Annotated in this window: 5 protein-coding genes and 1 pseudogene; all 6 read right to left on the bottom strand. The window is 66.7% G+C overall.

Annotated features, from left to right (window positions below; genetic code table 11):
* Positions 1 to 92: 92 nt before the first annotated feature.
* Positions 93 to 461: pseudogene (locus ACIQMV_RS37920) on the bottom strand (transposase); the annotation flags it as partial.
* Between the two features lie 155 nt (positions 462 to 616).
* The gene (locus tag ACIQMV_RS37915; protein ID WP_402597639.1) at positions 617 to 1,039 is read right to left on the bottom strand and encodes a hypothetical protein; all 423 of its coding nucleotides are present in this window, start codon (positions 1,037 to 1,039) and stop codon (positions 617 to 619) included.
* A 668-nt stretch (positions 1,040 to 1,707) separates the two neighbouring features.
* Positions 1,708 to 1,920 (bottom strand): hypothetical protein, encoded by a 213-nt coding sequence (locus ACIQMV_RS37910; protein ID WP_402597638.1) that lies wholly within the window; start codon positions 1,918 to 1,920, stop codon positions 1,708 to 1,710.
* The gene (locus ACIQMV_RS37905; protein ID WP_402597637.1) at positions 1,917 to 8,411 is read right to left on the bottom strand and encodes an RHS repeat domain-containing protein; all 6,495 of its coding nucleotides are present in this window, start codon (positions 8,409 to 8,411) and stop codon (positions 1,917 to 1,919) included. Before ACIQMV_RS37905 ends, ACIQMV_RS37910 begins: the two co-directional genes overlap by 4 nt.
* 223 nt (positions 8,412 to 8,634) lie before the next feature.
* The gene (locus tag ACIQMV_RS37900; protein WP_402597636.1) at positions 8,635 to 12,900 is read right to left on the bottom strand and encodes a LamG-like jellyroll fold domain-containing protein; all 4,266 of its coding nucleotides are present in this window, start codon (positions 12,898 to 12,900) and stop codon (positions 8,635 to 8,637) included.
* 139 nt (positions 12,901 to 13,039) lie between these two features.
* Positions 13,040 to 13,432: a hypothetical protein gene (locus ACIQMV_RS37895; protein WP_402597635.1), complete on the bottom strand. Its 393-nt coding sequence runs from the start codon at positions 13,430 to 13,432 to the stop codon at positions 13,040 to 13,042.
* Between the last annotated feature and the right edge of the window lie 62 nt (positions 13,433 to 13,494).

The raw sequence follows: 13,494 nt of genomic DNA, 5'->3' as shown, positions 1-13,494 counted from the left end.
GCCCGCCCGCACCCTGGAGCAGCTGAAGGCCCGTGGGACGCCAATCGAAAGACGCTCCACAGATCAAAACTGACAGTTATTCAATTACAAGCCCCGGCGGTGCCGGAGTATTGGCGCTGCACGCCGGCCGAGGTGGTGCCCTTCTTGAGGAAGCCGGTGTCGTCGAGGATGAGGATCCCGTCGGGCTCGCCGAGCCGTTCGGCTACGTAGTGCTGGAGGTCGTCGCGGATCTCGTCGGCGTCCCAGCGGGCGCCGTTGAGGAGCCGCTGAAGGCGGTCGGGTGTGTGATGCCCGGCGTATTCGGCCAGCTGCCAGCCGTTCTTCCGGCCGACCGGGCCCAGCAGTCCACGGATGTAGTCACGCATCCTGCGACGTGGCTCGACGCGCCTGAAGCGGTGGCCGGTGCGCAGGAAGAGTTCCTCGAGCTCGTCGTTCCAGATCTCAACTGCATGCTCGTCGATCACGCCGGGAGGCTGCCCAGACCACTGCCACTATCAGTGGCGGCTGCACACGATCGAGGGGCCGTCCGGGAAAGAGAACACGGGCCGGAACTCAGCCCACTACACTCGCCCAAACCGCCCCTGAACAGGGAAAACGTCAAAGTGCTGCTGGAGTACTAGGCAAGGGCGAATTCCTCGGCCTGCGACGGGAGAACCTCGACCTCGACCGAGGCATCGCCGCCATCCGCCGCACATTGCAGCGCACCAGCACGGTCGGACTCACCACACTTCCCACCAAGACCCGGGCCTCCGAACGCCCCATCGCCTTCCCCGCCCTCTGCCTCGAGTCGCTGAAGCTCCACTACGGAGTGCGGCAGCGCGAATGAGAGGCAGTAGGGACCACGTGACAGCGCAGCGGGCACGTGGTCACCGCTCAGCAGGGCAGAGCGATCGACCCGAACAACCTCACCCGCACCTTCACCACGCTCCTCCACAAGGCCGCCACCCGCCGCATCCGCTTCACGACTTCCGCCCCCACCGCCACCCTGCTCCTGGAACAGGGCGTCGAACTCGTCGTGATCAAGGAACTCCTCGGCCACACTCCACATCGGCGTCTACGTCCACGTCAGGCTCCGCCTACAGCGAGACGCCGTCAACGCCCTCGGTACCCTCCTCATCACCCCGGAGATCACCAAGGCTGTCAATAGCGACGGCGCCGAACCGCTGCACTGCCCCGCCCCGTCCGCTGACGTTGCCGTCAACTTACTGCCGTCACCCCATATAGAAAGCTCCGCCGGATCCGGCGGAGCCCTTTACATGTGACTTCTGGTGTTCAGCTCTCTGACCGAGTCCACGAGATACCCGATCACGGTTTCGCGAAACCTTATGGAGCGCACTCCAGTTGGATTCACCCAGCACCAAGTAGCTGACTTCACCTATTCATGCGAAGGAACCCCTATATGCCCCGGATGGGAGCCCGCATGTCTCGCCTATTAATATCCGACACCTCTACGCGAATGAAGATTTTGGGCGCTTCTGAAAGAGCGCGTGCCATGAATGCCAGAAAGCTCCGCCGCAGCGACCGAACGCCACAAATGGGCCTCATTGGGGCCACGTCTCCAGCATTGTGAACGAGGACTGGATTCTCGCCCGCCAGCAATCAGTACGTGTGCTACACAAACCCAGTTGCCGTCACTGTTGCCGTCAAACACTCCAAAAGCCCCCCCGGGACATCCCGGAGAGGGCTTCTGGTATTTCCCTAACTCAGTCACTTCGGAAAATCACCCATGACGGGCACCCCGGCTTCACGCATGTGCCGGACAATCTCATCATGGAGGTCGTCATCATCGATGAGTTCTACGGATCGACCAGGAACGTCGTAGATCACTAGCCCGTCATCCCCTTCCGATTCGTCGACGTTAATCAATGCGTACCGACCCTTCTGGGTTTCCCAAAGATACCGAAACTCATCCAAATTCATGGAGCGAACGTCCCATCTCTCATCCAACGCCCTCCATATCGTATGGCAGAACCATCAGGCAGGACGACCTGGCTGGAGATCTGCGGTGATCCTTCCTTCCGAAGGGACTTCAACACCTTCAAGTCACCTCGGCTAGCGTATGGGGTACCGCCAGGATGAGTGTGCGAGATAAAGCGCACGTCGTCACCGACAGGGACAGTCACAGCTCGTTCCCTACCAGAGTAGAGCCAGTAGGTTCCACCACCGCCATTACGCCCAGGCCCAGTTCGGTAAACGAGGGCGAATTCGACTCCATGCTCGGCACTCAGTGCCGCCATTTGATCACTGCTCAGGCGTCCAGGGATTTGAGCCCCTGCACTACCAGGCAGACTCGCACCGATCCCTTCCGCACCTTCAAGAAGAGCCTTTCCGCCTTTGAAAGCCTTGAGGCCGACTATGGGCATCACCGCCACAAGGGCCCGGCCGCATCTGGAATCCGATGGGTCCTGTATGCACAGGGTCGCTTCGAGGGCCCCGGTTGGGTCCATCGACATAAGGGCGGACTGAGCGCGGAGTTTGCCCGGCGTGGGTCCGCACGCGTCGCCGCTGATGGTGGATCCACAGTCTGCGGTCCAGCTTGGGAGGCGCCCGCCCGGTCCGCAGTTTATGAATTCGCAGGCCGGGTCTATGACACGGTTCTCTTCCCTTTCCCAAGCTTTGAGGTCTTTCAACGCTGCATTGCGAATCATGCAGTCGGCGTTGCACCCGCTGTAGGAGAGCCCCTTCTGCTTGTAGATGGCATTGGCTGATTTTTTCTTCTTACCCGGTACGTGTCCAGGGGTGGTGTTCTCGTAGTTGGGTCCGGGCCGGGTCGGGCAGTCTATGAACGGGCACAGGCCGCTGGGGTCTGCGAAGGTCAGCGGGTTGTTGTCACCGTAGGTGTAGCCATTGATCTGCTGCGGGCTATCCGGAGCCATGACGGGGTCGACGGAGATGAACCGACCTGTGATGGGGTCGTATTCTCGGGCGCCGAGGTGGGTCAGGCCGGTGACCTGGGTGTCGTCGGTGCCCCCGACGAAGCCCTTGGTGCCGGGCCAGGAGTCCGGCCCGGTGCCGCGGGCGCCGCCGAAGGGCAGGGTGCGGCGCTGGGTGAGCTTCTGGGTACCGGCCTCGATGGCGAGCTGGGCGGTGCCGTGATGGTCGGCGAGGGTGAAGGAGACGCTGCCGTCGTCGCTCTTGACGGCCTGGTTGCCGTCGCCGAGGTCGTAGTAGCGGGTGGCCTTGGGCGTGGTGGAGCCCTTGGCCAGGGTGATCTCGGTGGCGCCGAGGTAGAGGGTGGTACCGGTGGGGGCGCGGCCGATCAGGCGGTTGCCCTCACTGTCGTAGAGATACTCGGTGACCTTGCCGCTGCCGCCCGCGACGGGTTCGGTCACCTTCGCCAGATGGCCCTCCGCGTCCCATTCCAGGCTCTGCGTGGTGCCGCCCACGGTGCGGCCGGTGGTGTTGCCGGTCTCGTCATAACCGTAGGAGTCCTTCACCGTCCCCGTGGGACCGGTGCTGGTCACGGAGTTCAGCGTGTGCGGCTGGTCCTTGCCCGCGTCGGGGTAGGCGTAGGCGCGCTTGACGTCCTTGGCCGCGTTCCCCGTGGGGTCGTGGAGGGTTTCCGTGGTGCGGTTACCGACCAGGTCGTAGGTGTAGGAGTGCCAGTACGGGGCCGGGCCGCCGAGCACGCCGCCGCTGGGTGCGGTGGCGCAGCCCGTGGTGTTCTGGGTCCAGGCCTCGGTCAGACGGCGCACGTGGTCGTAGGTGAAGCACTGGTTGTCGGTGCCGGAGCGGGAGACGTCCGAGACGGACAGGACGTTGCCCGCCTCGTCGTAGCGGTAGGTGCTGTATTGGTCGGTTCCAGCGATGTCCTGGCGCCCGATGTGGGAGGTGGCCAGGCGCTGGGTGCCCCACTCGTAGGTGTTGGTGAACTGGACCGGCTTGGCGCCGACGGCCGTGCTGTACATCGTGTACTGGAGCGGTTTGCCGGTGAGGCTGTAGCTGGTCTCCGCCTTGAAGCCGTCGCCCAGCAGGGAGATGGGCCGCAGCGTCGCCGGCTCGTAGGTGAACGACTGGCTGCCGCCCGGGAGCGAGCCCGCCGCGGAGAAGCTCACGCCGCCGACCAGCCCGGAGGACAGGTAGGAGGTACCGGCCTGGTAGGTACCCTGCAGGGCGCCCTCCCGCTCGGGGATGACCACCGCGGTCCTGACCGGCCGGTAGAGGCGGTCGTACTGGGTGACCTTGGTGGTGTAGGCGGCGCCGTCGACGTAGCGGGTGGACTCGGCGACCTGCCCCTTCGCGCCGCTGACAGTGTCATACGTCCACTTCGCGCGGAGGGTTCCCGTGCCGGAGCCCTCACGCAGCTCAATCTGGCGGCCGAGGTCGTCGTAGCCGTGCCACAGGGCTGGGGTGCCCGGGCGGGCGTCCTTGGTGGTGACCAGTTCGCGGTCGTTGTACTTGTTGGTGGTGGTGCCCTTGTCGGGGTCCGTCGCCGTCAGCTGCCGGCCCAGCAGGTCGTAGGTGTACGACCAGTTGTTGCCCGCCGGGTCGGTGAGCCTCAGCAACTCGCCGCGCGGGGTGTAGGTGTACTTGGTGGTCTCGTAGGCCGCCTCCGCGCTGCGGGCGACATGCTGGCGCAGTTCGGTGGTCCGGCCGCGGGCGTCGGTGACAGTGGTGGTGGCGGTGCCGCCGACCGGCGGGATCACCGTGGTCCGGTCACCGCCGTAGATCGTCCGCGTGGCGCCCAGCACGGCGCCGCCGTCGCCGTTCCCGGCGATCTGCTTGGCCTCGGTCTGTCGCCCCAGACCGTCGTAGGTGTACCGGTTCTGGGTCTCCACCCCCAGCGCGTCCTCGGGCTTGAACAGCGTGGTGGAGGGAGCGCCGGTGGCGTAGTAGGTGGCGAACTCCTTCGCGGTCAGGCCGCGTTCGTCGTAGAAGGTGTCGGCCAGCAGACGGCCGCCGTCCGGGCCGGGCTCCTGGGTCTGGCGGGTGCGCAGGAAGCCGTCGTAGAGAGTGTAGGAGGTGCGCTGGCCTCCGGTGTTGTTGAGGGTTTTGGTGCCGACCGCGACCGGATGCTTATCGGTGAAGGTGTAGGTGAACTCGTAAGACGGGGTCAGCCCGGTGTTGCGGTCGGCCAGCCACACCTTGGCCGTACGGCCCAGGGCGTCGTAGGCGAAGTCGGTGACGTTGATGTTGGTGTCGGTCTGCTTCACCGGCAGGCCCCGCAAGGCATCGAGGCTGCTGGTCGAAGTCTGCGCGGTGGTCGCGTTGCCCGCCTTGGCCGGAGGCGTGGTCACCTTCACTGTGGTGGCGAAACCGGTGGACGGAGTGCGCTCGGTCGTGGTCGTGCGGCCGTCCGCGCGCGGGGTGCGCGTGAGCACGCCGGCACCGGTGACGGCCACGTCGGCGGTCAGGTCAGTGCTGGTGAGGGGGCGGCCATAGGCGTCGTAGGTGGTGCCGGACTCCAGGTAGAGGGCGGTGGTGCCGTTGTAGTCCTTCAGCGCCGCGCTCGCCGTCGCGTCGCCCTTGGTGGGAGCCGCGTCGTAGGCGCCGCCGTCGTAGGCCGTGCGCGTGTCGGACATCACGTCCGCGGGACGGCTGACACTCGCAGTGCAGGCCTTCGCCACCGTCTCCACCCGCGAGGGCAGGTTGAGGATGTTGTCGGTGGTATTGGTGGCGTAGGTGGTGCGGGTGCAGGTGTCGTCGGTTGCGGTGCTCGTGTCGCCGCGGTCGTTGACCTGGGTGACACGCCCGGCCACCGTGTCGAACTCGTTGATGGTCTCGGTGGTGCGCCACTTCGCACCTGCACCGTCGTCCAGCGACGCCCACGACGTGCTGCTCTTGGTACCGGTGAAGTTGGCGGTGACAGTGCCCCAGCTGCGGGTCTTCTTCGCCGTCTGGTGGTACCAGGGCCAGCTGACGGACTTGCCCAGCACCCTGCCACCCGGACCCGAATAGCTGACGGATTTGTAGGAGAAGCCGGCCGCCGACTCGTGGTCGGTGATCGGGTCACCCTCACCGGCGCCCAGGGTGACGGTCACCGCCTTGACGCCGCCGCTGGTGTCCTTGCGGTCGCCGTCCATGCCCCGCAGGAAGTACGTGTCCTCCTGCGACCTCATCGCCGACGCGCCGCCCTGGCCACCGGTCTGCACCCGGACCTGACCGTAACCACGCCACTGCGACCAGGTCTTGAACTTCTCCTTCGTCAGCCCGTCGTCATCGTCGTAGTGCCAGGCCGCACCACCCAGGTACTGGTAAGTGGTGACCTGGTCCGGCGCCCCACCGGTCCGGTCGGTGGCGGTTACGGAGGTGACCACGTACTTGTTGAACCACTGCCGCTCGGGGTCGTCCGATACGCTGCCTCCGATGTACTGCGGGAAGCAGCGCGTGGTGTTGGTCTGCGGCGTCGGCAGCGCGGCGAAATCGCAGGCCGGAGCAGAGTAGTTGACGTCGATCTGACCGCCCGATTCGTCGGCGACCGTGGACAGGCGGTCCTTGATGAACGGCCGGTAGCCGTCACCGGTCCTGTCCAGGCGGTTGGCCAGCTGGGTGTAGGCGAACGTCGTCTTCGGCAGCGTGACGGCAGGGGTTGCGGTGTGACCGGTGCGCTGGACGGAGTCCAGCAGCAACTGGTAGTCGGTGTCGGCCATGCCCCAGCGGTGGGTCAGCTTCCATGAGTCGACTTTGTCGTACCCACTGCCGTTGAGGACCTGGGCGGTCACCTCAGTCAGCCGCTTGCGGGTGAAGAACACCGGGAAGAGACGGCCCTTGTCGCAGTCCTTGCCCGCGTCGCAGTTGAGGTCCCACGGCGTGTCGTACCAGTACGCCGCGTCCTTGCCGATGTCGGTGCAGGTGGTGGAGGAGTCGGGCAGGCAGCGCTCGGCGTCGGTGAAGCTGACCTTGGCCAGCGCCTTCGTGCCGTACATCGAGGAGGACTTCAGACCGTACTCGATCCGGTCCAGCGTGCCGCCGCGGACATAGGGGGTGTTGTCCTTGGCCTTCAGGTTGCGGCCGTAGGAGTTGGTCTCCTGGTTGTAGTAGTAGGCGATGGCGTTGCCGTGCACGTCGACGGCGTAGTCCAGGTTCCACCGCCAGGCCTGCTGGCACCAGGAGTCGGCGAACGCCGCGGCATGGCAGGGCTCACCGGAGTCGTTGCCGAACACCGGAACCGTCCAGGCGGAGTTCGTCACCGGCTTGCCGTCCGCCCAGCCCGGCAGCCGGTTGTAGCCGAAGTAGTACTGCGTGCCGGCCGGGTCGGTCAGTCGCCAGTACTCACCGTCGTTGTCGCCGTTGCCACGGCTGCTGGAGGTCAGACGGTCGATCTTGGTGCCGTCGTCGTCCTTCAGCTTCCACGAGTTCGCGCCGGTGGGGACCAGCTCGCCGCCCTTGCCGTTGAAGGTGATGAACGCGTTGTCGTACGCCCAGCACAGGTCACCGGGCTTGGTGCCGTCCGCGTTCTTCACGCCGTCATCGGCACACGGCTTGTACCGCCGCTCGATGAATCCGGGCCAGAAGTCGAAGCCGTCACCCGCCCACGACGCCTGGTTGTTCGTGCTGCCGGTACGGCCGTCGATAGAACCCGAGGAGTACGACAGTCCGATGCTCGGGGACAGGCCGCCGGGAACCTCAGGCACCGGCATGTCGTACGACCAGGAGAAGTCACCCGTGTTCAGATTCGTGCTCCAGGTGGCTGAAGGCGACAGCGAGGTCGCCTGGTAGTCACCGCTCGCACCGCCCGCCTCCGCCACCGCAGCAAGCACCGTAGGAGCACCGGCGCTGAGAGCTATGTTCTGCGCGGTCAGCGTCCGCTTCTCGGTGTCGTTAACCACCGCGACCGGCCGGCTGGTGTGGCAATGGGCCTCCTCCGGAGTCGTCACTGCGCACGCGGGCAGCTCCACCAGAGTCAGCCGGGAGGCATAACCACCGCCGAAGGCCCCTGCGAAACCGGAGTAGTCGAGCTTGGCGCGCACGCGGCCGGCTCGACCAGTCAGCCCGTCCTTGCCTTCGCGCTTCGAGCGCAGCGTGAACAGCACACCGTCGACACCTGCGTCCTGGGTCGCCTTGCGGCCCAGGACACGAGCTTCGACAGCACCGCTCGCCGACGTGGCGCCGTTGACGCCCCCCGCGTCCAGGGTCAGCGGCAGTCCCTTGGCCTGGATGGCCGTGGCTGCCGTGCCTATCGCAGCGGAGGCCGATAGCTTGACGACCGCTGTGGCGGCCTTCGGCCAGGCCGCGTCCGGGGGCGTCTGCGGAGTGCGTGGGCCCTTCATCAGTGTGCGTGGCTTGGTCTTGACCACTGAGACGGGTACCGGCTTCTCGGACTGGGGAAGGGCGGAGAGCCCCTTCCCGTCATCCGCCGCGGCAGCGGGCTGTGTCACCGCCTGCAGGAGGGTGCCGACCATGACCGCGGCCGAGGCCAGCGCGATACGTCGCCGCAGCGTTTTGAGCCGCCTTCTCGATCTGTCCTTCATTCCGTCCTTCGTCCTTCGCCGCCAGCTAGCCTGCGTGTCGCTGGGCAGGCCGGAGCGGAATTTGAATAGCATTCGCGTGGGTCTTGCGGCGGCCCGGGAGACCCGGGCCGCCGTCCTTGCTTCAGTAGTCGCCGTGAGCGTTGGACCGTGTCAGGCCAATGCGGGCCAGCCGGTTCATTTGCCTGATGGAGCGCTCCGAGACGTTTCGTCCCATCACCTGAGGTCAGCCGGTGCTAGGCACTTCGGTCGGTACGTCGAACCAACTGGCCGCGAGTTTTTGGACCTGTTCGTCGGTCAGCACGCCTTGGAAGGCCCAGACGTCGTCGACCAGGCCGGGGAAGTACTCTCCCCAAGCCCCGTCGGTCTTGGCGCGGCCGACCTGGAAGGACTTGGCCGCCTTGAAGGCGAACGTGTTCTCGGCCGAGGAGACCTGGTCCCCGCAGTTCTCGCCGTTGCCGTCGCAGGAGAGCTCCTGGAGTGCTCCGTTGACGTACAGGCGGGTCTGCTTGGCGAAGCCGTCGTAGACGACGGCCAGGTGGTTCCAGTCCCGCGCGTCGTAGAACTCGCTGTTCTTCACGCGTACGACCGTCGCGTCCGTGTCGTCCTTGTCCGGCACCGCCAGTTCCCAGTGGCCGAGGCCCTCCGGGTTCACCGTGTCCGGTACGAAGCGAACGGTGAGGGCGCTCTGGGTGGAGCCCTCGGCGCTGACCAGCGCGACAGCCCTGGTCGGCAACGCTGCCGCCTGCGCCCAGGCGGTCACGGTGTAGCTGCCACTGGTATCGACCGGTACGGACGTCGTGGCGGCGTAGCCTCCGACACCGTCCAGCTCCAGGCTGCCGAAGTCGATGAAGGCGAAGTCCGACTTCTTCGCGCCCCCGTTCAGCGTGAGCGCGCTGCCTCCAGACACGGCGTTCGGGGTGGTCACCGGGCTGGTCCCGGCAGTCTCCTCGAACGTCCACCGGGCCTTGACCTGTGGGCGCTGCTGGAACATCTGGCGGGCCTCGTCGTCGGCTACCGGCCGGTCGAAGAACCGTACGTCGTCGATCTCCCCGAGGAAGTAGTCGACGTACTTGCCCGTCCAGATGGCACGGCCGACCTGCACCGGCCCCTGGGCCTCCCAGATCTTGGGCGCGGCGGCACTGCCCTGCAACTGCCCGTTGACGTACAGGCGGATCTGCTGGGCGTCGGCGTCGTGGACCGCCACCAGGTGGGTCCACTCACCGGGCCGCGCCGGCTGGTTCGCCCGCACCCGCTGGTTGGTGAGGTTGCCTGCCTCGACGTCCTCCAGCGAGGTGCGCAGGCTCCACGTGTTCGGCTCCCACTCGTAGGAGAGATAGAACGGGCTGTAGTAGGTGCCGCTCTGGCTCAGCACCGTGCGGTTGCGGTTGGTGGCTTCCGTGGGCAGCTTTGCCCAGGCGGAAACGGTATAGGAGCGGGCCGTGTTGAGCAGGGGCCGGTCCGTGGCAGCATAACCGGTGCTCCCGTCCGCCCTCAGGGCGTTGCCCGCGACACCGGCCTGCCCGGAGGTGACGCCTCCGAAGAACTTGGCCGGCGGCACCTCCGCCTTCCCGGTCAGCTGCGTGGCGCCGGCAGGCTCGTCCATCGGAAACACCGTCCGTGCCGGGCGGCCTGAGGTGGGCGACTCCTTGCTGTGTAGGCGCGTTACTTCGCCGGCCGACAGCGGCCTGTCGAAGATCTGCACCTCGTCGATCGCCCCGGGGAAGAAGCAGTCCGGCTTGCCGCTATAGGAGCCGGCACCGATCTGAAGACCCCGACGGGCGTCCCAGGGAGTGGTGTAGGCCGTGGTGCCGACCAATGCGCCGTCGACGTAGAGCTTCAGCTCCTTGTCGGTCAGGCTGTAGGTGCCCACCAGGTGCGTCCACTGCCCGGCCTTGGCTCCGCCCGGAGAGGGCGCCATGGCCCGCACGAGGCCCGCGCCGGCGGCGTCGGCCTTGTACTGGTTGAACACCCACCGGTCGTAGGTCTGGGAGTAGTACAGCTCGAAGCCCGGATAGCGGTTGCCGGGCTGGGCAGCGACGATCGCCGCTTGGCTCGGCATCGTCGACAGCTTCGCCCATGCAGAGACGGAGAACCCGCTCGAGGTGTCCACGGTGGGAATGTCGGAGATCGCGTAGCCGTCGACTCCGTTGAAGGACACCGCCGTACCCTTGGCCCCGGGTACGCCCGGTGCGGCGCCGCCGCGCAGTTCGAGCGTACGTGCCGGCGCCGAACCCGCGGCCTGGCTCGCCCCGGCGTCCTCGTCCATCTGCCACATTGCCCGCTCGGGCTGCCCGGTCTTCACCTGGAACTGGTATGTGTAGGGCTCACCGGCGTTTCCGGCCTGGTCGAACGCCTGGGCGATGATGAAGTTCATCCCGGGCTTGGCCGGCAGCATCCTGATGGTCTTCGCGGCGCCGCCCGTTGTCGTGAGCGTGTTCTTCGAGGTGGGCTCGCTGTTGACGCCGTACCAGTACTTGGTCACATCAGTGTCGGCGCCCTTGATGGAGAAGGTGCCGTACTTGCCCACCCCGTCGTACCACGGGTCGTCCGGGTCCTCCGGGTTGAAGGCCGGGTAGTCCCCCGACGTGATCACCGGTGCCTTCGGCACTTTCGTGTCGTAGGAGAAGTAGCAGGCGGCCGGGTCGCCCGCGGACGACCACGGCGAGTACTGGGCCCCGTCGTAGCTGCGCGCCTCCCAGTTGATCTGCTTGTTCTGCGGGATGGAGGTCGGCAGGCTGATGTAGAAGCTGGACCCGGACTTCTTGTACGAGGTGAGTGCCGGCTTCCAGCGCGGGGTCAGGCCCTTGCCGTCCCCGGTGTCCCAGGACGCCTGGAATTGCACCGCGACGTTGTCGCCGTCCGGGTCGGTGACGCTGTTGGCGTAGATCTTGCCCAGCGTGCGTACGTGTGCCGCGTCGGCCGGTTTCTTGCAGGTGCCGCCGTACTCCATCGTCAGCTGCGACGTCTTGATCTGCGGCGGCGGCCGGTTGTACTTCACGTGGAGGTAGGCCTTGTCGGAGAACCGCTTCCAGGCGTAGCCGTCGGTCTCACTGGCCGCTTGGAGCCCGAACGTCATCGTGGCGCTCTTGTTGTTCGCGGCCGTCTGCACCGCCGACTTCACGTCGAACTCGGCGTCCTTGGCCGCGCAGCCCGTGTAGCCGTAGGCGAACGGTATCGACGCGAGCTGCTTGATCCAGAAACCGGAGGCGTTCTGGCTGTTCCACGTGGTCGAGGAGGATATGTCCTTGGTCTGCCACAGCTCGACGTTGCGCGCGCTGCACGAGGCCGACCAGGTGTTGCGGACCACGAACTCCGCCGACAGGATCGACTTCCCCGCGAACGTGGAGGTCGGGATCCGGTAGAACAGACGCTTGGTGTCGTGCGGGGCGCAGTAGTCCCAGTTGCAGTAGCCCAGACCGGCGTCCGAGGCGCCGTTGAACTTCCACTGCGGCGAGGACGCCCAGTACTTGGATGCCATCGTCCAGGCCGACGCCTTCGGCGTGGACCACTGCGGATCGATGTAGACGGGGTAGGTGGTGTCCGCGCCCTTCAGCACGTCCGCGTCCGGGGTCAGCACCAGCTCGTCCTGCCGGGCCGTCACCGCCACGTCCACCGGTGCGAGTTTGCCCGACTCGCCTGCGCCCGGCTCTCGTTCGCCGTCAGCCTGCACCGTGTCCGTCTGCGCGGCGGACGTGGCGGCGCGTGCCTGCGCGGGGGTGGCGGGCTGCTCGCCTGGGCTGGAGTCCCACATCATCGGCTTCGGCGCCTCGAACACCGCGCCCGCCGCGCCCTTGTCGATGGCCTCCAGACCGCCCCCGGCGGTCTCCCGCACGTCCAGGCCCGACGCCGACAGCTTCAGCCGCAGCTCGGCCAGTTCCGCACTCTCCGCGGCCTTCGCCGACTTCACCACCAGCAGCTGCGTGAAACCGTCCTCCTGCGCGGTCATCCGCAGATCCACATCCGGCAGCACCGACGCATACGTCGCCACCGCCCCCTCCAGCTGGGGCTTGGGCAGCGCGGCCGGCCACGACAGGCTCAGCTCACGCCCCGCCCGCCGCATCCGCACCAACGGCACCGACCCACCACCGGCGGAGAACTCCACCTCCACCGTCGCAGCCCTCGGCGCGACCATCCCCTCACCGGCCGCCACCAGACTCGTGTCCACCGGCTTCCAGCCGCCCTGGCCACGGGCCCACACCGGACGCAGATACTCCCGCGCCTCCAGATTCCCCTCCGGCGTGGCGAAGACCTCACGGCTCTCCCCACGCCGGGCGGAGATCTCCACCGGCTTCCCCGTCCGCCTGGCCTCGGCCAGCGCGTCCGCCTCCGACACACCACCGTCGGCAGGGGCAGTCTCCGCGCCGCGCGGCGCGGCCGGCACAGCCGCCGCGGCCTCACCGCCTCCCAAGGCCGGAATCACACCCACGGCCAACGTCACGCTCAGCAGTGCCCCGACGGCCCTGCCCCGGGCCCGCAATCCAGTCCGCATCCCCGCTACATCCCACCCATGGCGCTCTCACAGTTGACTCACGTAACTAAGACCCACAGGCAAACGGAAGGTCAACAGTCCGAAAAGGGACATCAATTGACCAAGATCGGGAAGTGGATGTGACGATCAATACGTTTGCTCAAACAGTCAAGAGTTGGTAAATGTTCTCCGCTACTGGTAATGGTGTGGCACCCGCCGTCAAAGTCTGCCGGGCGCGATGCACTACGTCGCCGCCCGCCAGGAACACGCCGAGCAGGCGTTCCTGGCCACCGCGAAACTGCGGGCGGACGGCACCCACATCGTCTTCTCGCGCGACGACCACGACAGCCTCCACCTGTTCAACCGAGCCGACCGCTTCCTGCCCCACGGCTGGTGCCTGCTGCCGCCCCTGCAGACCTGCGACAAGGGAAACGCCTGCCTGACCTGCTCGGTCTTCGTCACCGACGCCTCCCACCAGAGCGCCCTTCAGAGGCAGTTGGCTGAGACCGAGGCCCTGATCACCCGCAGCACCACCGCGATCCAACAACGGCACGGCCGCCCGATACCCGAGGACAACGTCTGGCTCCTGCAACGGAGGCCGAGCACGCGGCCCTC

Source organism: Streptomyces sp. NPDC091412 (assembly GCF_044756885.1).
Classification (GTDB): Bacteria; Actinomycetota; Actinomycetes; order Streptomycetales; family Streptomycetaceae; genus Streptomyces.
This window is presented reverse-complemented; position numbering and strand designations above follow the sequence as displayed.

Coding starts and splice junctions, on each gene's coding strand:
- ACIQMV_RS37905 (WP_402597637.1), bottom strand. CDS start 8,411: ATGAAGGACAGATCGAGAAGGCGGCTCAAAACGCTGCGGCGACGTATC.
- ACIQMV_RS37900 (WP_402597636.1), bottom strand. CDS start 12,900: ATGCGGACTGGATTGCGGGCCCGGGGCAGGGCCGTCGGGGCACTGCTG.
- ACIQMV_RS37910 (WP_402597638.1), bottom strand. CDS start 1,920: ATGAATTTGGATGAGTTTCGGTATCTTTGGGAAACCCAGAAGGGTCGG.